We start from the raw sequence: 18,450 nt of genomic DNA, 5'->3' as shown, positions 1-18,450 counted from the left end.
ATAGGAAAGCTCGACCGGCAGGCAACGGTTGAGCCTGCCGGAAATCGGCAACCGGCGACTCGGTGTACTGAACGGACTGCTGCGACGTGCTTGTGCGGCACCACCTCTGGTGCTATACATGCGTACAGCACCAGAGATGGTGTCCACAGTCGAGGAATGGTGCGAGTTGAGCCGAACAGCAGTGGTAACCGGAGGCGGATCCGGTTTGGGTCAAGCGATCAGCGTGCAACTGGCCGCTGACGGCCACAGGGTGGCGGTGATGGACGTCAACGCCGAAGCCGCAGAAAAAGCGGTCGCTGAGATTCAGTCGGCCGGCGGTACAGCGGTGGCGGTGGCGGTGGATGTATCGGATGAGTCGGCGGTGATCGACGGATTCAACGTTGTCCGTGACGTTTTCGGCCCGGTTGAAATCCTGGTGACGAGCGCCGCGATCGCCGGATTCACCCGGTTCGACAAGATCACGCTGGAGGAATGGAACCGCTACCTCGCGGTCAACCTCACCGGGACGTTTTTGTGTGCCCGCGCCGGGCTGTCCGATATGGTCGCCGCCGGCTGGGGTCGGATCGTGACGATTTCCTCGGCGGCCGGCCAGCAGGGCGCTCCCCGTCAGGGGCACTATTCGGCGACCAAGGGCGGTGTGATCGCCATGACCAAAACTATCGCACTGGACTACGCGCGCAAGGGCATCACAGCCAACACTGTTCCGCCGTTCGTCATCGACTCGCCGATGCTGCGTCACCAACAGCAGGAAGGCAAACTGCCACCGACCGAGCATCTCACCATGGCCATCCCGGCGGGCCGCCTCGGCGCCGGGGCTGACGTGGCCGCGGTGTGTTCGTTCTTGTGTTCGGAAGCCGCGGGTTATGTGAACGGGCAAGTGATCGGCGTCAACGGTGGGGCCGTCGTGTGATGAGTCCAGGCATACTGCCGCAGGAAGTCTCGTTGCTCAGCAATCGATGGGGGAGGTAATTGTGCGCGTCAGAGTAGATTCCGCGCGGTGTCAGGGACACACCCTGTGCGCCATGATCGCGCCGCAGTCCTTCGAACTCGACGATGTGGACGGCCACGCGCGCGTGGTCACGGAAGACGTTGCGGCAGAGGACCGCGAGCAGGTGCTGGAAGCCGTGCATTCGTGTCCAGAGCAAGCCATCGAAGTTCTGGTCGAGCGAGTGATTTCGGCCCGCGCCGCACATGGCCGACGAATGGAGATATGACGTGAGCACACTCTCTGACCGGTCGACGGATTCCGCGGATGCGGTGGGGCCGGCGCGGTATCACTTCGATCGCCACACATCGGGCTACCGCGAACATTTCCTCGACATCACGCACGAAATGCATCAGCGGTGCCCGATTGCCTGGACCGACACCTACGACGGGCACTGGGTTGCGGCGGGCAGCCAACAGGTGTTTGAGCTCGCACGCTGCCCACACGTCTCCAACGACCACGATGTGCGCAACGAGCGCCGAGGCTACAAGGGAATCTCCATTCCGCTGATGGTGGAAGGAGAGGGCTTCCGGGGCGGCATGCTGGAGATGGACGACCCGGAGCACCGCTTTTATCGCACGGCGCTGAATCCCTACTTGTCGCCGGCCGCGGTGCGACGCTGGGAACCCTTCGTCGATGAGATCGTCCGGGCCTGCATCGATGACCATATCGAAAGCGGACACATCGACTTCGTCGACCACCTGGCCAACGTGGTGCCCGCCGTGCTCACATTGGCCATGCTGGGGGTCCGGCTGGAAAAGTGGACGCTTTACAACGAACCAGCGCACGCCTCTGTGTACACGCCGCCCGATTCGCCTGACTCGGCCCGCGTGCGCGAGTTGTACATGGCGATGGGTGTGGACCTGTTCACCAACCTCGTCGAGATCCGCGAAGAACCCCGCCCGGGCATCATCGACGCGTTGGCAAAGCTCCGAATCGACGGTGAGGCGCCTCCGGATATCGAACTGATCGGCATGCTCAATCTGCTCATCGGTGGAGGATTCGACACCACTACGGCTCTGACCGCCCACGCACTGGAGTGGCTGGCAGAGCACCCCGAACAACGAACCCGGCTCAGCGACAATCGAGTCGACTTGCTCAACCTGGCCACCGAAGAATTCCTCCGCTACTTCACGCCCGCGCCAGGCGACGCGCGGACGGTGGCCGAAGACATGAATGTCAGTGGTGCTGTACTCAAGGAGGGGGATCGATTATGGCTGTCCTGGGCAATGGCCAACCGTGACCCGGCTGTGTTCACCGACCCGGACGAATTGGTACTGGATCGAAAAGGCAACCGACACTTCAGCTTCGGGCTCGGTGTGCACCGCTGCATAGGCTCCAACGTGGCACGCACGGTGTTCAAGTCGATGCTGACCGCAGTTCTGGACCGGATGCCGGATTACCAGTGCGTGGCCGAGGGCACCGTGCACTACGACACCATCGGTGTAATCCAGGGCATGCGGCACTTGCCGGCGACATTCACTGCCGGCCCACGCTTGGGCCCCGGTGTCGACGAGACTGTACAGAAACTGCAAATAGTCTGCGATGAGCAGGGATTGGCGCGCCCGATCACCGAATCCAAGCAAGCAGCGAAGATCACCGACTGATGGCTCCTGAAACGGACGAGGCGACCTCAAGTGCGCCCGTTGCCGTGGTCACCGGCGCCAGCCGCGGCGCCGGTGCCGGGATCGCACATGCGCTGGGTAGTCACGGATGCACGGTGTATGTCACCGGCCGGAGCCGTGACGGATCTGCTGCACCTCGGGCCGGCACCATTGACCAGACTGCGGCCCAGGTCAGTGCCGTTGGTGGGTGCGGGATTGCCGTGCAGGTTGATCATGGTGATGACGACCAGGTGAAGGCACTGTTCGAGCAGATCGACCGTGACCACGGCCGGGTCGATATCCTGGTGAACAACGCTGCGATCATCCGCGACGAGATGATGGGCCGCACGAAATTCTGGGAAGAGCCGCTGAACGTCATTGACACGCTGGACGTCGGCCTGCGTAGCAGCTACGTCGCGACTGTCTACGCCGCCCCGCTCATGCTCCCGCAACGGAAAGGGCTCGTGGCCTTTTCGTCGTCCTCGGGGGCGGCCCACTATGCGTTCGGCCCGGCCTACGGGGTACCGAAGGCAGGTACCGACAAAATGGCCGCGGACATGGCCTTCGACCTGCGTGAGTTCGACATCGCCGCGATCTCGATCTGGATGGGTTCCCTTCTGACCGACCGGGTCCGGGCAATCATCGCCGCCAAGCCCGAAAAGTTCGGACATATCTTGGATTCCGCCGAAACACCCGAACTGACCGGACACGTCATCTGGGCGCTGTACAACGATCCGGACCTGATGGAGATGAGCGGCGAGACACTTATCGGGGCTGAACTGGCAGTCAAGTACGGCATTCGCGATGAGGAGGGACGCCAACCGCCGTCCTACCGCGACATGTTCGGTGTGCACCCGCACACGCAGTACGCGCACACGATGCGTTGAGGGGAACCGCGTGCGCATCGGGTTGACGGGTGGTGGGTCCACGGTGGACAAGATCGTGGACCAAGCCGCACAAGCAGAATCGGACGGATTCAGCGCGCTGTGGTATGCCAGCGGGGTGGCGGGGGATCCGTTGGTGGCAATGGCCCTCGCCGGGCGGGCGACGACGTCCATCGAACTGGGCACGGCGGTGCTGCAGACCTATCCGTGTCATCCGCTGTTGCAAGCCAACCGGGTGGCCGCAGCGGCCAACGCGATGGGGCGGTCCGGGCTGGTGCTGGGCATCGGCCCCTCCCATGAACCTGTCGTCCGCGACGTCCTCGGCCTCTCGTACGCGCAGCCCGCGCAGAACACCGAGGAGTACTTGGCGATCCTCACCGCTTTGATGCGGGGCGAGACTGTCGATTCTGCGGGCTCGCACTGGTCGCTGCACGGCAGTCAGGGCCGAATGGTTGCCGTAGACCACCGGATCCCGGTCCTGCTCGCGGCCCTCGGGCCGCGCATGGTACGTATCGCCGGTAGATATGCCGATGGTGTGGTGCTGTGGATGGCCTCCGCCGAGGCGATCGAAAATTACATCGCACCAGCACTTTCCGCGGCAGCGGCCGCCGCGGGGCGGCAGCTGCCCCGAATCGTGGCGGGGTTGCCCGTCGCAGTGCACAGCGACGTCGACGAAGCGCGACGTGCTGTGGCCGAGACATCCCGCGGATATGCCGGTATGGCCAATTACCGGCGCATCATCGAAGCAGGTGGTGCCGCGTCGGCGGCTGATCTGGCGATCGTAGGAGATGAGGCCGCTGTGGAGGCCGGGTTGCAACGGCTGCTGGATTCCGGTGCAACGGACATCTGGGCCCAACCTGTTGCGGTTGGCCCTGACCGTGACGCACGGCGGTCGTCGTTGGCCCGGACGCGGGACCTGCTCATCGAACTTGCGCGTAGCCGAAGAACTTCGAATCGAGGACGGATATGTCAAAACGGATGATCTTCACGTTGCTGCTCATGGACTCGATCGGCCATAACTTCCACGGCAGTTGGCGGCATCCACGAGCTCGCAACCGAGACTTCAAGGGCTTCGACCTGTGGGTGGATCTGGCCAAGAAAGCCGAGAAGGCGAAGGTCGATGCCTTCTTCTTCACCGACGTGATCGGTGTTCAGGGGGAGTACAACGGTTCTCGCGACGTGATCTTCGAGATGGCGATGAACGTGCCGATCGGGGACTGCACCATGGTGATCCCGGCAATGGCGCATCAGACCAAGGATCTGGGCTTTATGTACACCAGTTCGGTCATCCAGCATCACCCGTTCGTCTTCGCCCGTGCCGTCTCCACCCTGGACAACCTCACAAACGGCAGGATCGGCTGGAATATCGTCACGTCGGCGAACGAGAAGGCCTTCCGCAATCTCGGGTTGCCGACCAGCCCCTCACATGAGGAGCGTTACGCATGGGCTGCCGAGTATGTCGACGTCACCTACAAGCTGTGGGAGGGGTCCTGGGACGTCGATGCGGTCGTCAACAACCCGGACTCCGGGATATATGCGGACCCGACGAAAGTCCACGACATCAACCACGAGGGTAAGCGTTACAGCATCGAGGGTTTCAACCTGATGGAGCCGTCGCCTCAGCGCACGCCCGTCTTGGCCCAGGCCGGCGGCTCGCCCGCGGGCCTGGACTTCGCCAGCAGCCACGCCGAACTCATGTTCCTTTCGGCCATGACGCTGGAAACCATTGCACAGCAAGTCAATACTGTGCGTGGCCTGGCACGCGAGCGCGGCCGACGCGACGGTGACATCCTGTTCCTTCAGGGCATGATGTTCGTGATCGGATCGACTGACGAAGAGGCCTACCGCAAGTGGGGTGAACTGGAGGAGTTCCGCAGCCAAGAGGCGCAAACCGCCTACTTCTCCAGCCTGAGCGGGCTCGACCTGGGCCGCTACGACCCTGCCACGCCACTGGAGGACATCGTGGACGAGATCCCGGGTATCCGTGGGGCATTTCTCTCCGTCATCAATGCCTGGCCGGAAGGCACCAAGCCCACCGTCAAGGATTTCCTCACGTCGCTGTCACTGCCCCAGATGGTCGTCGGGTCACCCGAGACGATCGCCAAGCGCCTCGAGGAGTATCAGCGAGCCGGAGTAGACGGTGTTCAGGTGATGAACGCGCTCATGCCGGAGAGCTACGACGACTTCTTCACCCATCTGGTGCCGGTTCTCCAATCGAATGGGCTGATGCAGAAGGAATATCGGCCCGGAACGCTTCGAGAGAAACTGTTCGGTTCTCCGACCGCGGACATCAGCGACCGGCACCCCGCCTATGGCTATCGGGGCATGTTCAGCAATGGATGAGCGGCAGGAGTCGTAGTGCAGCTCACGTTCGACCCGGCGGTGGAGGCATTCCGAGCCGAGTTCATCGAGTTCTTGGATACGCACCTACCCGATGCCGCGGTGGCCTCGGCGGAGCGATCGTCGTCGAGCGCCCATGTTCCCGAATGGGCACGTCAGTGGCAGCGTCTGATGTTCGACAACGGTTGGCTGCATCCCGGATACCCGCCCGAATTCGGCGGCCGAAACGCAACTGTGGTCGAGCAGTACGTGTACTTCGAAGAACTGTCCCGGCGGCGGGTGTATCAGACTTTCAACCCGCAAGGGGTGGGTATCATCGCCGCTTCGCTCATCCACTTCGGAACGACGGAACAGCAAGAGCGGTGGGCCATTCCGATCCTGCGTGCGGAGAGGACCGCGGCGCTGGGAATGAGCGAACCCGGGGCTGGATCCGATCTGGCGTCTTTGCGAACCCGGGCCGTGCTCGACAACGACCACTTCGTCGTCAACGGTCAGAAGGTGTGGACCTCCGGTGCACACGACGCCGACGTGCTGTTCACGCTGGTGCGCACCGACCAGAACGCACCGAAGCACCAAGGCATCAGCGTCCTGCTCATACCCACCGATCTGGCGGGTGTCACGCGCCGGCCCTTCGCATCGGCGTGCGGCCAAGATGACATCGACTTCAACGAGGTGTTCTTCTCCGACGTCCGCGTGCCCGTCGGCAATCTCGTCGGTGAACTCAACGGGGGATGGCAGGTAGCCAACGGTTCACTCGGCCACGAGCGGACCTTGCTGTGGCTGAGCTATGCCGACCGGCTGCAGGAGTTCATCGAGGACTGGCGGCCCGCGTCGGACGTCGACCGCGACGCCTATGCGACGTTGGTCATGGACGACTGGGCGCTACGCCTGATGGGATCGGCCGAACTCACCAGAGCCGCAAGGGGAGCGGATGACCCGTCAAGGATGTCGGTACTGAAACTGATGGGTTCCGAGGCGATACAGGCAGCAGCCGACGCGGCGTTCAACGGGTCGGGTTCAGCTGGACTCATCGATCCCGCCCAGACAGGTTCCTTCTCGCCGTACCACCTCGAGAGCTACACCAGTAGTTGGTTCACTCGCTACTTGCGTAGTTTCGGTGCCACCATCGCAGGCGGAACCTCAGAAATACAGCGCAACATCATCGCGCAACGGGCGCTCGGGCTCCCGCGCGGTTAGGTTTGTGCCTTGCGCCGGCGTGGCGCAGCCTTCTTCTTCGGTGACACCGGCGGCTCTACGAGGTCCAAGTAGCGTTCGAATGCCTCAGTAACCTCGGCATGTGCGGTTCTGACACCGATGCCTTTCTCGAGATTGAGGAACTTCGGCAGTCCGGACATCAAAACCTGCAGCGCGGGCAGCGAGAGGTCCCCGATTGGCCGAGCGTCTTCACCGAACTTGGCTATCAGCGCATCGAGTTGCATCTTGCGCACATTCTCGGTCACCTTGGCGATCTCGGTCCGGATCGATTTGCGATGGTTGCCCAGCGCCATGAACTCGGTTATCAGAGCACCGGTGGCCTCATCCCAGCTGTACTCCCAAACGGCTCGCAAAGGGTCTTCCGCGCGTGATGTGAGTAGCTCGGAGAGGTGGTTGATCCCGCGCTCGGAATACCGCCGTATCGCGGCGACGAAGATGTCATCGAGGGTGGGGAAGTAGTACTGGACCAGACTGGGAGTCACCTCGGCTTTGGCGGCCAGCGCCCGGTAGGTGACGCTCGCATAGCCCTCGCTGAGCATCATCTGCTCGACACAGTCCAGGAGCGTGTCCCTCGTCTTGGACGTTTCGGCGCCCACCCGTCGCGACGTTGCTGCCATGGTCTCCTCGCTCGGTCGATACAAGCATTTTGGCACTCGATTCCTGCTGTACGGTCGTATAGTGTCATTTCGTAGTCGCCCACGCATCTGAACGTGTGCCCGCGACACGGATTTCTTCCACTCGACGAGCAGGAGCTCCGATGACAGTCGATCCCGCACTGGACGTATTGCAGCGAGACGTTCGGTATCTGCTGGACCGAACCGCGATCTTGGACTGCATCGCCCGGCACGCCCGCGGCTGCGACCGCCACGACATCGACCTGATCGCCTCGGCGTACCACCCTGACGGCCTCGATGAACACGGACGAGCAGTCAATACGGGCCCTGATTACGGTGAGTGGGCGAACAAGACTCACGCTGAGACGTCTCGCGTCCACACCCACAACATCACCACACACACCTGCGAGGTCGACGGTGACACCGCACATGCCGAGAGCTACGTGATCGTCGTGCTGATCGGAATCGACGGCAAGAGTGCCCAATTCATCACCGGACGCTACCTCGATCGGATGGAACGCCGAGATGGTCAGTGGCGCATCGCCGTTCGTCGGTCGACCGTGGAAGGTATGTTCCTCGCCGACGCCAGGGTGCTGCAGTCGCCCTTCTTCGCCGAGCAGGGTTATCTCGTGGGCACCCGCGACCGTGCCGATCTGTCCTACGACCGCCCGCTGTCGCTGGACACCCCGGCGCCGGCGCGCTGGTAATCGGCTCGGGGTCCACCGTTCCGGTGCGGAACGTCTTACGGTATACATCTCGGTGGATACCGAGGAGGCGCGCATGTCCGACGACATCGAGGCGATCAAGCAGCTCAAGGCCCGATACTGCCGATACCTGGACACCAAGGACATCGACTCTTGGCGGGGTCTGTTCGCCGAAGACGTCGTGGTGAAGCTCGACATGGCGGTGTCGACCGGCGGTGCCGACCCGCAGACCGCTCCACCGTTGAACGGCTTCGAGGAATTCTTACCCGTGGTGTGGGGAGGGGTGGAGCATGCGGCGACTGTGCACCACTGCCATACCCCCGAGATCACGATGACCTCTGACACCACCGCAACCGGCATCTGGGCCATGGAGGACATGCTGTTCTTCGCCGACGGCAACGAGCTGCACGGGGCGGGCCACTACCACGAGACCTATGAAAAGCGTGACGGCACATGGCAGATCACCAGCCTGCACCTGACCCGAACGCTGTTGAAGTTCAAATCCGCCTAACCCGGCGCCTGTTCGTGTGTAACGCAGCGGCGATAAGCCGCCCGAATCACGGCCACTGCGTTACAGACGCGAAGCCGAGACACCCTGGTCTGCGACGAGATCCATTGCCTCGCCGAAGGCTTTGATGTAGTCGAGCGCGGCTTGCGGGCTGCTGCCGTCGACATGCACGACCGCCCACGTCGCACCGTGTCCCGTGAGCTCCGCCAGCACCTGACGTGCACCACGCAACGAGGCAGCGTCGTCCAGGTCGACGGGCGGGCACACAACCTGAATATCGACGGCTGACAGGTCACGGCCGGCCTCGGTGAGCCGGTTGCGCAGGCGCTGCGCGGCCGCGCCGAATTGCTCGGTGTTCTCGATGGCCGCGGTGCGCATGGCAGAGGCCATGCCTGACGCGGCGATGATCGGCATCCAGCCGTCGCCGTGCTCGACAACGCGTCGAATGGCGGCGGCGCCATTTCCGCCGATCCAGATCGGCGGATGTGGCCGCTGGACGGGCCGTTGCAGCCAGACCGGTCCCACCGCCGCGAAATCGGCGCCGGTAACCGGTGTTTCGGGGTCGGTCCAGATGGCCCGTAACGACGCCAGCGCCTCATCGAGCAACTCGGCGCGACGGTGAAGGCTGACGCCCACCGCCGCGAACTCCGAACCCAGGTAGCCGGCCCCGACGCCCGCGATGAGCCGGCCCCCGGAGACCAGGTCGAGGCTGCCCAGTGCTTTGGCGGACAGGTACGGGTTGCGGAAGGCCAGCACGTACAGATTGGTCATCAACCGGATACGCGTGGTGGCAGCCGCCATGAAGCTCAGAGCGGCGATCGGGTCCAGCGTGTTGTGCCCGCCGTTGTTCCGCCACTTGACCGACGGGGCCGGATGCTCGCTCAGGGCGACGGCCGAAAAGCCCGACGCTTCGGCCTGGGTGGCGACCGCGTGGATGACCTCGGGATGCAGGAAGTCGTCAGGTGCGGTGGGCAGCTCGCTCGGATATTCGAGGGTGTACTTCATCTATTTCCCCGTTTCTGACCCGTTTCGGGGCACTACTGAAAGCATTACCGTATCATCCAACACTGGTAACCGACTGGGATGGAGTAGCGATGGATCGCCGGCGAAAAGTGCTCGTCATGGGCGCGAGCGGAAACGTCGGGGCATGTGTCACCCGGCAACTCGTCGAGCGTGGTGACGACGTGCGGGTGCTACTCCGACGCAGCAGTTCGACCAAGGGCATCGACGATGTCGACGTCGAGCGCTGTTACGGCGACATCTTCGACACGGCCGCGGTGACGGCTGCGATGGCGGACCGAAACGTGGTGTTCTACTGCGTCGTCGACACCCGGGCTCACCTGGCCGACCCGACGCCCCTGTTCTCAACCAACGTCGAGGGTCTGCGCAACGTCCTCGACGTCGCGGTGAACGCCGACCTGCAGCGGTTCGTGTTCCTCAGCACCATCGGAACGATCGCCGTCGGTGACGCCGGCACCACCGTCGACGAAGACACCCCGTTCAACTGGGCCGGCAAAGGCGGCCCGTACATCGAATCCCGGCGTCAGGCCGAGGACCTCGTCCTGTCCTATGCCCGGGAGCGTGGCCTTCCAGCGGTGGCGATGTGTGTATCCAACCCGTACGGCCCACCCGACTGGCAGCCGAGGCAGGGGGCGCTCGTCGCGATGGCCGCGTTCGGCAAGCTGCCCGTATACGTGCGCGGTGTCGGCTCGGAGGTGGTCGGGATCGACGACGCGGCACAGGCTCTCGTCCTGGCCGCCGAGCACGGGCGGATCGGAGAACGCTACATCGTGTCCGAGCGCTATATGTCCCAGCGGGAGATGTTCACCGTGGCAGCCGAGGCAGTAGGTGCCCGGCCGCCCCGATTCGGCATACCGATGGCGCCCCTGTATGTCTTCGGCTGGCTGGCCGGCATCTCGAATCGGTTGTTCGGCACTGACTTTCCCATGAATCTGACCGCCGCGCGGCTGATGTGGCTGACCTCGCCGGCCGATCACAGCAAGGCCACCCGTGACCTCGGCTGGAAACCGGCGCCGACCGCCGAATCGATCGGCCGCGCCGCGCAGTTCTACGTGGACCGCAAGAACCGCAACGAGAAGGTCATAGATTTGTGAGCAGCGAAGCCTTTGATGCTGTAGTCGTCGGCGCCGGATTCTCCGGCCTGTATGCACTGCACCGACTCCGCGAAGCAGGGCTGCGGGTGCGAGTCCTGGAAAAGGCCGACGGCGTCGGCGGGACCTGGCTGGTGAACCGGTACCCGGGTGCTCGCTGCGATATCGAGAGCATCGAGTACTCCTACAGCTTCAGCGACGAGATTCAGCAGGAATGGATCTGGACCGAGACGATGCCGGCTCAGCCGGAGATCGAGGCATACCTGAACTTCGTCGCCGACCGGCTAGACCTACGCCGGGACATCACATTCGGTGCCGAGGTCGTGACGATGGTGTTCGACGAGAGCACGTCACAATGGGCCGTCACCACCTCCGACGGTCAGATACTGCACACGCCGTTCGTGGTGGCCGCCACCGGAATCCTCTCTGTCCCTCTCGAACCCGACATTCCCGGGATGGGCCGGTTCGCCGGTACGTCTGTGTTCACCAGCCGCTGGCCGCATCAGGGCGTGGACCTTGCGGGCAAGCGGGTCGGGGTGATCGGCACCGGCTCCACGGGTGTGCAGCTGATCCCGGTGGTTGCCGCGCAGGCGGCGCAGCTGACGGTTTTTCAGCGCTCACCGGCATTCACGCTGCCGTGGCAGGTGCGCCCGTTCGAGCCGGGTGAACTCGACGACCTGAAGGCCGACTACCCGCAGATACGCGCCGCACAACGGGAGCACCCGGTCGGTGCCGCACGGCTGAGCGCGTTCTCGGTGCTGCTGGACATGCTGGTGCGGCCGCCGGTGAAATCGGCTACACCCGAGGAGAAGCAGCGCGCCGTCGAGGAACACGGCGTGATGGGTGCGCTCAATTGGGGCGACGTCTTCTTCGACATCGACGCCAACCGGATGGCCACCGAGCTGTACGGGCAGGCCGTGGCGCGGATCGTCCGGGATCCGCAGACGGCGGCATCGTTGACCCCGAGCCACCCGTTCGCCTGCAAACGCCCCATCATCGACCAGGGCTACTACGAGACCTACAACCGCGACAACGTAACCCTTGTCGATCTGCGCAAGGGCGCGATCCGTGAGGTGACGGAGACCGGGATTTCCACCGAGCAGGGCGATTTCGACCTCGACGTGATCGTATACGCCACCGGGTTCGATGCCATGACCGGCGCGTTGAGCCGGATCGACGTGCGTGGCCGTGACGGGCTGGTGTTGGGGGAGTACTGGTCCAAGGAGGGCGCGCTGTCCTACCTGGGATTGGCCGTCGCCGGGTTCCCGAACCTGTTCACGATTCAGGGACCGGGAAGCCCCTCGGCAGCAACCAATTTCGTGGCCGCACTGGAGCAGCACGTGGACTGGATCGCAGACTGCATCGTCTACCTGAGGGCCGGTGGACACCGCAGCATCGAGGCTACGCCGCAGGCGCAGACCGAATGGGTCGAGCACACCACGGCCCTCGTCGCGCCGACCGTGCTGGTGCACCCGAGCTGCAACTCCTGGTACAACGGCGGCAACGTGCCCGGCAAGAAGCGGATGTACCTGGGATACACCGCCGGCATCCCCGAGTACCGTCGTCGCTGTGACGAGATCGCCGCGGACGGCTACACCGGATTCACCATTGCTTAGGGCTGCACGCATCGCGTGGGGGCTCGGCGGCGTGGTGCCGCGCTCCGTCGGCGCACTCGCCGGCCAGTGGAACCCGCTGTCGGTGACCGGTCTGCGCCAGCTCGGTGAGGTCACGCTCGACGAGTTGGTGGTCACCGGGATGACTTTGACCGGTGCACCACCCCAGATACCGCGGGCACTGCGTGACTATGAAGAGGCCGCCTCCGAACTGGCCGCACTCGGAATCGACGGCGCACATGCGTCCCCGGATGCGCTGCAGGTCAAGCACATCCGGGCCCGTCGATTCGGCGCACTGACCTTCGAGGAGCTCGTCTTCGATCATGAGCCCGTACTGCCGGACTCGGTGCTGGCCGACGGCCACGGCGGTCCGGCCACGGCCAGAGTGCGGCTGTACCGCCGCAACGACGAGGTCCGGCCGTGGCTCATCTGGGTACACGGGGCCGGTCAAGGGGATCCGATGGATCTACTGGTGGCCCGGGTGCGGCAGTTGCAGCAACTCGGATTCAACGTGGCACTGCCGGTGCAACCCGGGCACGGGCCGCGGCGCAGTTCCTGGCCCGAGTACCCCGCCCGCGATCCCCTGGCCAATGTGGCCGGCACGATGCGCGCGGTGTCGGAGGTGCGAGCGTTGATCGGCTGGCTGCAGCCGCAGGCGTCGTCGATCACGGTGGCCGGGTTGTCGCTGGGTAGTGCTGTGGCGGCGCTGGTTTCGCATCTCGACGCCCGGGTCGGCGCAGTGGCGGTCTACACGCCCATTCTCGGGCTCAACACCATGATCGGTTTGCACCTCGGGCGGTGGGGTTCGGCCGGGCGCGCGGCGGGGGTGCAGTTGCAGTCGGATGTCGTGACGGCGTTGACCTCGGTGGTGGACCCGTTGGCCACTGTGCCCCGGGGCGATCGCCGACTGATCGTCGGGGCCTGGCATGACCGGATGGCAATGCGGGATTCGGCACTTGCCCTGCACGAGCGGTGGGGCGGCGAACTGCATTGGCACGACGGCAGTCACGTCGGGCACCTGTTCTCCGGTGCGGTTCAGGACGCAACCAGCCGCTTTCTCGAGCCGTTACGCGCCGTACTGTGAAATGATCCGGCTCCGAACGCAATCCAGCTGCCGGTCGAGATCCACACTCTCGGACAGCACCACCCAGTGGTAGGCGATGCCGAACACCGATCCGGTGATGTCCTGCTTGGCCGCCTCCAGATCGACGTCGGGCCGGATCGACCCGTCGCGAATGCCGGAGCGCAAGCCCGCTTCGACTTTGACTGCGGCCCCGGACAACTGCGCACGGAGGGCGTCGCGCAACGGCGATGTGGTCTTGACCGCTTCGAACGCCGAGACGAACATGGCCCGCATCAGCTCCGGATCCTCGGCATGGATCTCCGCTATGCGGTCGAAGTGAGCCAGCACCTGCTGCAGGCCGGTGGTGCCAGGTTCAGGGTCAGGGTTCAGTCGCACGACGTAGGCCTGCTGGAAGGCCTCCAGGATGGCGTCCTTGCTGCCGTAACGGGCATGGACCATGGCTCGGCTGTAGCCGGCGCGGCGACCGATCTCAGCGGCGGTCGTTGCCTCCCAACCTTTTTCGACGATCAGTTCGGCGGCAGCGTGCAGCAGCCGCTGACCGGAGATCTCGACACGTTGCGGCTGGGTCAACCCGCGTTCGGGTGAAGGCACCATTGCATATTAGACGCCCGACAATTATGTTGCTTGTTCAGTGTCAAATAATTTCGGGGAGTCGATGGTGACGAACGCTCACGCCCAGGACGCCGTGAGCGTGCCGGCCCAAATCGATGCCGTGACCGTCGCCTGGCTGACCGAGGTGTTGCGTGCGGATCCCGCTGCACCCGACACCGCTACCGTGAGCGAGATCCGTGCCGAGCAGATCGCGATGGACAGCGGTTTCTCCTCGCTGCTGTACCGACTGCATCTGAGTGGTCAGGATGTTCCGCCCTCGGTGATCGTGAAACTACCGGCCCAGTCGGAAGCGCGCGGCGCCATGGACATGCTCGGTGGCTATCGTCGTGAACTCGCCTTCTACCAGCGGGTGGCCGGACACGCGCCGATGTCCACGCCGCACGTGCACACCGCGCGCATGGTGAAGGGCACGGTGGACTTCGTCCTGGTGATGGAAGACCTGCAGCACTGGGTGAATGCCGACCACCTGGCCGGCCTGCCGCTGGACCGGGCCCGGATCGCCATCGATGAGCTCGCCGCCCTGCATGCGTGGTCGGTCACCACGGCCGACCCAGCACTGGTCGATGAGTTCCCGAGCTTGGACACGCCCATGGCCCGCGACCTGTTCCTGCCGGTCTTCGGACTGGGATGGCAAGCCTACCGAGAGCATTCGTCGATGGCTGTCCCACCCGAGGTGGCCGAGTTCGCCGAGCGCTTCGTGGAGCTGGCCCCGCAGGCCCTGGCCGCGCTCACCGAGCGGACGATGCTCCTGCACGGTGACATCCGGGCCGACAACATGTTCTTCGACGGCGATCGACTGAAGGTGGTGGACTTCCAATTCGCCAGTCACGGAGCGGGTGTGGCCGATATCGGCTACCTGGTGAGCCAGGGGTTGCCCACCGACACCCGGCGCGGTCAGGATCAGATCCTGGTACGCGAATACCTGGACCGACTGGGCAGCCACGGATTGACCGACTATGGCTTCGACGAAGCCTGGCGGCACTACCGGTTCGCGGTCGCTTATCTGATGGTGCTTCCCGTCATCACGCTGGTGGGATGGGATGCGATGCCGGAGCGTTCGCGACAACTGTGTCTGACCCTCGTCGACCGGGCCGTCGCCTGCATCGACGAGATCGACGCTTTGGAGGTGTTCGCGTGAGTGTGCGTACCGCCCGCGAAGTCGTCGAGCTCTACAACCTGGTGGTGTGGAACGAGCGGGACTTCGCCCTGGCAGAAGAACTGATGGGCGACAACGTGATTCGTCACGACGTGGGGGAGGCGCAGAATCTGACCCATCGACAGGCGGTGCAGCGGATCATCGACCACTGGGCGATGTTCGAGACCGTCCGTTTCGATCTCAATCTGGTGATCGCCGGCGACGACGGGGAGCACGTCACCATCGTCTACGAATCACCGATGTCGTTCCCCGACGGAAGCGCCATCACGATCAGCAGCATGGAGATCTTCCGCGTCGTCGACGGCCGGATCACCGAAGTCTGGAATTGCGGTTACAAACAAGGAGTTTGGGCATGAGTGAACCTGTACTCGACGAGCTTGGCTACTACCTGCTGGCCGGGGCGGGCGGTGAAGGCCCGGCCACGCTGATGGACGAGGCGCGCCGCGGCGAGGAACTCGGTTTCGGCACCGCGTTCATCTCCGAACGGTGGAACGTCAAGGAGGCGTCCTCGCTCGTCGGCGCCGCGTGTGCGGTGACCGACCGGATGCAGATCGCCACGGCGGCAACCAATCACAACACTCGCCACCTGCTGATCACCGGGTCGTGGGCCACCACGATGCACCGGCTGTCGAGGGGCCGATTCACGTTGGGCATCGGCCGCGGGGTCGCCGCCATGTACAACGCCTTCGGCGTCCCGGCCGTGACGACCGCGCAGATGGAGGATTTCGCCCAGGTCATGCGCAAGCTCTGGCACGGCGAGGTGATCTTCAACCACGACGGACCGATCGGGAAATATCAGGTCCTGTTCCTGGATCCCGACTTCAAAGAGGATATTCGGCTGGCGATCGTCGCCTTCGGGCCGCAGACACTGGCGCTGGGCGGGCGGGAGTTCGACGACGTCATCCTGCACACCTATTTCACCCCGGAGACGCTGCAACGCGCGGTCAAGACGGTCAAGGATGCCGCCGAGCAGGCCGGCCGTGACCCCGACAGCGTGCGGGTGTGGTCCTGCTTTGCCACCGTCGGCGATCACCTGCCCGAGGAACTACGACTCAAGAAGACCGTGGCCCGGCTGGCCACCTACCTGCAGGGCTACGGCGACCTACTGGTGAGCACGAACAACTGGGATCCTGCTGTGCTGCAACGGTTCCGGGAAGATTCCGTCGTCACCTCGATCCCGGGCGGCATCGATCACAAGGCCAGCGCCGAGCAGATCGAGCACATCGCCACACTCATCCCTGACGAATGGCTGGAACCCTCGGCCACCGGATCGGCACGCCAATGCGTCGCCCGCATCCGCAAGGAATTCGACTACGGTGCCGACGCGGTGATCATGCACGGGGCCACCCCCGACGAGCTCGAGCCGATCGTCACCGAATACCGGGCAACCCAGGCGTCAGCCACCGGAAAATAGAACAGCAGGGGCGTCGTCCGCTCCCTGCCACTTTCAACATATAGCGCACCCGGGGTCTTGCGGCAAGACCCCGGAGGTGGTGCACAATCTCCTCCCGCAGCGCTGAGCAGCGGAGACAGGGGATTCATGTTTGACGTGATCATTGCCGGCGCGGGACCGACCGGATCGATGCTCGCCGCCGAACTACGTCTGCACGGTGTGAACGTCGTCGTGCTGGAGAAGGAGCCAGAGCCGTCCACGGTGGTCCGTGGGCTGGGGCTGCACGCACGCAGTATCGAGATCATGGACCAGCGCGGTCTACTGTCGCGGTTCCTCGAGCACGGGCAGCGGCACCCGATCGGAGGGTTCTTCGCCGGCATCGCCAAACCGCAGCCCGAAGGACTCGACACCGCGCACGCCTACGTCCTCGGGATCCCGCAGACGATCACCGAACGTCTGCTGACCGAGCACGCTGAGAACCTCGGCGCCGAGATCCGCCGCGGATGTGAGGTGACCGGAGTGAGCCAGAACGACGACGGCGTCACCGTCGAACTGGCTGATGGGTCGTGGTTGAGATCGCGCTACCTCGTCGGCTGCGACGGTGGCCGCAGCACGGTCCGCAAGCTGCTTGGTATCGATTTTCCCGGGGAACCGGCGAGGCTTGAGACGCTGTTGGGCGAGGTTGAGCTTGACGTGGATCGGGAAACACTCGACGCCGTGATGGCCGAGGTCCGCAAGACCCAACTGCGGTTCGGGGCCATGCCGTTGGGCGACGGCGTGTACCGCGTCATCGTGCCGGCCGATGCGGTGGCCGAAGACCGGGTCAGGCCACCGACACTGGAGGAGTTCAAGCGTCAGTTGTTGATCACCGCCGGCACCGACTTCGGCGTGCATTCCCCGCGCTGGCTGTCTCGATTCGGGGACGGTACCCGGCTGGCCGAGCGGTACCGAAGCGGGCGGGCGCTGCTGGCAGGTGACGCCGCGCATGTTCATCCGCCGGCCGGCGGGCAGGGACTCAATCTCGGTGTCCAGGACGCCTTCAACCTCGGCTGGAAACTGGCGGCTTCGGTGAACGGCTGGGCTCCGACGGATCTGCTGGACAGCTACGGAGACGAACGCCGTCCGGTGGCCGCCGACGTGCTGGACAGCACCCGGGCACAGATGGAACTGATGTCGCTGGAACCTGGCGCTCAGGCGGTGCGGCGGCTGGTTGCCGAGCTTATGGACTTCCCGGGGGTGAGCCGGCATCTGACCGAGAAGATCATCGCTATCGCGATCCGTTACGACTTCGGCGGCGCGCATGACCTGGTCGGCAGACGGTTGCGGGACATCGAGCTCACACGTGGTCGCCTCTACGGATTGATGCACGCCGGCCGTGGACTGCTGCTCGACCAAACCGGTCGACTCTCGGTGGGCGGTTGGGGCGACCGCGTCGACCATGTCGTCGACACCAGCGACGAGTTGGATGTGCCCGCGGTACTGCTACGGCCGGATGGCCACGTGGCGTGGGTGGGGGACGATCAGGCAGACCTGACGGAGCACCTGCCGACGTGGTTCGGAGTTGAGGCGTGCTGACGGTTTGGCCTCGGCCGGCCGGGCGCGAGTGTGCGCAGAATGCTATTAAATA

General features: G+C 64.3%; 19 protein-coding genes. 16 read left to right on the top strand and 3 right to left on the bottom strand.

Annotated elements, in window-relative coordinates; genetic code table 11:
• The first annotated feature begins 118 nt into the window (after positions 1-118).
• The 7 genes from BN2156_RS10875 (at position 119) to BN2156_RS10845 (ending at position 7,010) form a co-directional block, all read left to right on the top strand.
• Complete coding sequence (locus tag BN2156_RS10875; RefSeq protein ID WP_235625272.1) at positions 119-910, top strand: SDR family NAD(P)-dependent oxidoreductase; 792 nt, start codon at positions 119-121, stop codon at positions 908-910.
• A 61-nt stretch (positions 911-971) separates the two neighbouring features.
• Positions 972-1,214, top strand: a complete 243-nt coding sequence (locus BN2156_RS10870) for a ferredoxin (RefSeq protein ID WP_090515770.1) — start codon at positions 972-974, stop codon at positions 1,212-1,214.
• A gap of 1 nt (position 1,215) precedes the next feature.
• Positions 1,216-2,592, top strand: a complete 1,377-nt coding sequence (locus BN2156_RS10865; RefSeq protein WP_235625271.1) for a cytochrome P450 — start codon at positions 1,216-1,218, stop codon at positions 2,590-2,592.
• Positions 2,592-3,476 (top strand): SDR family NAD(P)-dependent oxidoreductase, encoded by an 885-nt coding sequence (locus BN2156_RS10860; RefSeq protein ID WP_090513344.1) that lies wholly within the window; start codon positions 2,592-2,594, stop codon positions 3,474-3,476. The genes BN2156_RS10865 and BN2156_RS10860 overlap by 1 nt, the downstream gene beginning before the upstream one ends.
• Before the next feature lie 10 nt (positions 3,477-3,486).
• Positions 3,487-4,455, top strand: a complete 969-nt coding sequence (locus BN2156_RS10855) for a TIGR03564 family F420-dependent LLM class oxidoreductase (protein ID WP_090513342.1) — start codon at positions 3,487-3,489, stop codon at positions 4,453-4,455.
• A complete protein-coding gene (locus BN2156_RS10850) occupies positions 4,440-5,816 on the top strand; it encodes an LLM class flavin-dependent oxidoreductase (protein WP_090513339.1) in 1,377 nt (458 codons plus the stop codon). The genes BN2156_RS10855 and BN2156_RS10850 overlap by 16 nt, the downstream gene beginning before the upstream one ends.
• Positions 5,817-5,831: 15 nt before the next feature.
• Positions 5,832-7,010: an acyl-CoA dehydrogenase family protein gene (locus BN2156_RS10845; protein WP_090513337.1), complete on the top strand. Its 1,179-nt coding sequence runs from the start codon at positions 5,832-5,834 to the stop codon at positions 7,008-7,010.
• On the opposite strand, the gene BN2156_RS10840 is transcribed toward BN2156_RS10845, so the two are convergent.
• Positions 7,007-7,645 (bottom strand): TetR/AcrR family transcriptional regulator, encoded by a 639-nt coding sequence (locus tag BN2156_RS10840; RefSeq protein ID WP_090513334.1) that lies wholly within the window; start codon positions 7,643-7,645, stop codon positions 7,007-7,009. The two genes, BN2156_RS10845 and BN2156_RS10840, sit on opposite strands and share 4 nt — an antisense overlap.
• Before the next feature lie 140 nt (positions 7,646-7,785).
• On the opposite strand from BN2156_RS10840, the gene BN2156_RS10835 reads away from it, so the two are divergent.
• Both BN2156_RS10835 and BN2156_RS10830 read left to right on the top strand, forming a co-directional pair.
• Complete coding sequence (locus tag BN2156_RS10835) at positions 7,786-8,349, top strand: nuclear transport factor 2 family protein (protein WP_090513332.1); 564 nt, start codon at positions 7,786-7,788, stop codon at positions 8,347-8,349.
• Between the two features lie 73 nt (positions 8,350-8,422).
• Entirely contained in the window at positions 8,423-8,857 is a 435-nt protein-coding gene (locus BN2156_RS10830) for a nuclear transport factor 2 family protein (protein WP_090515768.1), read from the top strand.
• Positions 8,858-8,917: 60 nt separating this feature from the next.
• Here BN2156_RS10830 and BN2156_RS10825 read toward each other — a convergent pair whose 3' ends face one another.
• Positions 8,918-9,859 carry a TIGR03619 family F420-dependent LLM class oxidoreductase gene (locus BN2156_RS10825; protein ID WP_090513329.1) on the bottom strand — a complete coding sequence of 314 codons (942 nt, stop codon included), beginning with the start codon at positions 9,857-9,859 and terminating at the stop codon, positions 8,918-8,920.
• 89 nt (positions 9,860-9,948) lie between these two features.
• Here BN2156_RS10825 and BN2156_RS10820 point away from each other — a divergent pair, with 89 nt between their 5' ends.
• Genes BN2156_RS10820 through BN2156_RS10810 form a run of 3 tightly spaced genes read left to right on the top strand, consistent with a single transcriptional unit; the run spans position 9,949 to position 13,662 of the window.
• On the top strand, positions 9,949-10,968 hold the full coding sequence (locus BN2156_RS10820) for an NAD-dependent epimerase/dehydratase family protein (protein WP_090513327.1): 1,020 nt from the start codon (positions 9,949-9,951) through the stop codon (positions 10,966-10,968).
• A complete protein-coding gene (locus BN2156_RS10815) occupies positions 10,965-12,581 on the top strand; it encodes a flavin-containing monooxygenase (RefSeq protein ID WP_090513326.1) in 1,617 nt (538 codons plus the stop codon). The genes BN2156_RS10820 and BN2156_RS10815 overlap by 4 nt, the downstream gene beginning before the upstream one ends.
• Complete coding sequence (locus BN2156_RS10810; protein WP_407661664.1) at positions 12,535-13,662, top strand: alpha/beta hydrolase; 1,128 nt, start codon at positions 12,535-12,537, stop codon at positions 13,660-13,662. Before BN2156_RS10815 ends, BN2156_RS10810 begins: the two co-directional genes overlap by 47 nt.
• Here BN2156_RS10810 and BN2156_RS10805 read toward each other — a convergent pair.
• Entirely contained in the window at positions 13,645-14,256 is a 612-nt protein-coding gene (locus BN2156_RS10805) for a TetR/AcrR family transcriptional regulator (protein ID WP_090513321.1), read from the bottom strand. The genes BN2156_RS10810 and BN2156_RS10805 overlap by 18 nt on opposite strands.
• A 64-nt stretch (positions 14,257-14,320) precedes the next feature.
• Here BN2156_RS10805 and BN2156_RS10800 point away from each other — a divergent pair, with 64 nt between their 5' ends.
• The 4 genes from BN2156_RS10800 to rox all read left to right on the top strand — a co-directional run bounded on the left by BN2156_RS10800 (position 14,321) and on the right by rox (position 18,398).
• Positions 14,321-15,412 carry a phosphotransferase gene (locus tag BN2156_RS10800; protein ID WP_235625270.1) on the top strand — a complete coding sequence of 364 codons (1,092 nt, stop codon included), beginning with the start codon at positions 14,321-14,323 and terminating at the stop codon, positions 15,410-15,412.
• Positions 15,409-15,786, top strand: coding sequence for a nuclear transport factor 2 family protein (locus BN2156_RS10795; RefSeq protein ID WP_235625269.1), 378 nt, complete (start codon positions 15,409-15,411; stop codon positions 15,784-15,786). The genes BN2156_RS10800 and BN2156_RS10795 overlap by 4 nt, the downstream gene beginning before the upstream one ends.
• Positions 15,783-16,844, top strand: a complete 1,062-nt coding sequence (locus tag BN2156_RS10790; protein ID WP_090513316.1) for a TIGR03857 family LLM class F420-dependent oxidoreductase — start codon at positions 15,783-15,785, stop codon at positions 16,842-16,844. The genes BN2156_RS10795 and BN2156_RS10790 overlap by 4 nt, the downstream gene beginning before the upstream one ends.
• A gap of 126 nt (positions 16,845-16,970) precedes the next feature.
• Positions 16,971-18,398, top strand: a complete 1,428-nt coding sequence (gene rox / locus BN2156_RS10785) for a rifampin monooxygenase (RefSeq protein ID WP_090513313.1) — start codon at positions 16,971-16,973, stop codon at positions 18,396-18,398.
• Positions 18,399-18,450: the final 52 nt, after the last annotated feature.

Source organism: Mycolicibacterium neworleansense (assembly GCF_001245615.1).
GTDB classification, from domain to species: domain Bacteria; phylum Actinomycetota; class Actinomycetes; order Mycobacteriales; family Mycobacteriaceae; genus Mycobacterium; species Mycobacterium neworleansense.
The sequence above is the reverse complement of the archived record's forward strand: the minus strand, read 5'-3'. Positions and strand labels throughout refer to the sequence as shown.

Bases quoted from the DNA above. Each gene is read 5' to 3' on its own strand.
- BN2156_RS10825 (WP_090513329.1), bottom strand. From the start codon at position 9,859: ATGAAGTACACCCTCGAATATCCGAGCGAGCTGCCCACCGCACCTGAC.
- BN2156_RS10840 (WP_090513334.1), bottom strand. From the start codon at position 7,645: ATGGCAGCAACGTCGCGACGGGTGGGCGCCGAAACGTCCAAGACGAGG.
- BN2156_RS10860 (WP_090513344.1), top strand. From the start codon at position 2,592: ATGGCTCCTGAAACGGACGAGGCGACCTCAAGTGCGCCCGTTGCCGTG.
- BN2156_RS10805 (WP_090513321.1), bottom strand. From the start codon at position 14,256: ATGGTGCCTTCACCCGAACGCGGGTTGACCCAGCCGCAACGTGTCGAG.
- BN2156_RS10850 (WP_090513339.1), top strand. From the start codon at position 4,440: ATGTCAAAACGGATGATCTTCACGTTGCTGCTCATGGACTCGATCGGC.
- rox (WP_090513313.1), top strand. From the start codon at position 16,971: ATGTTTGACGTGATCATTGCCGGCGCGGGACCGACCGGATCGATGCTC.
- BN2156_RS10820 (WP_090513327.1), top strand. From the start codon at position 9,949: ATGGATCGCCGGCGAAAAGTGCTCGTCATGGGCGCGAGCGGAAACGTC.
- BN2156_RS10830 (WP_090515768.1), top strand. From the start codon at position 8,423: ATGTCCGACGACATCGAGGCGATCAAGCAGCTCAAGGCCCGATACTGC.
- BN2156_RS10875 (WP_235625272.1), top strand. From the start codon at position 119: ATGCGTACAGCACCAGAGATGGTGTCCACAGTCGAGGAATGGTGCGAG.
- BN2156_RS10790 (WP_090513316.1), top strand. From the start codon at position 15,783: ATGAGTGAACCTGTACTCGACGAGCTTGGCTACTACCTGCTGGCCGGG.
- BN2156_RS10835 (WP_090513332.1), top strand. From the start codon at position 7,786: ATGACAGTCGATCCCGCACTGGACGTATTGCAGCGAGACGTTCGGTAT.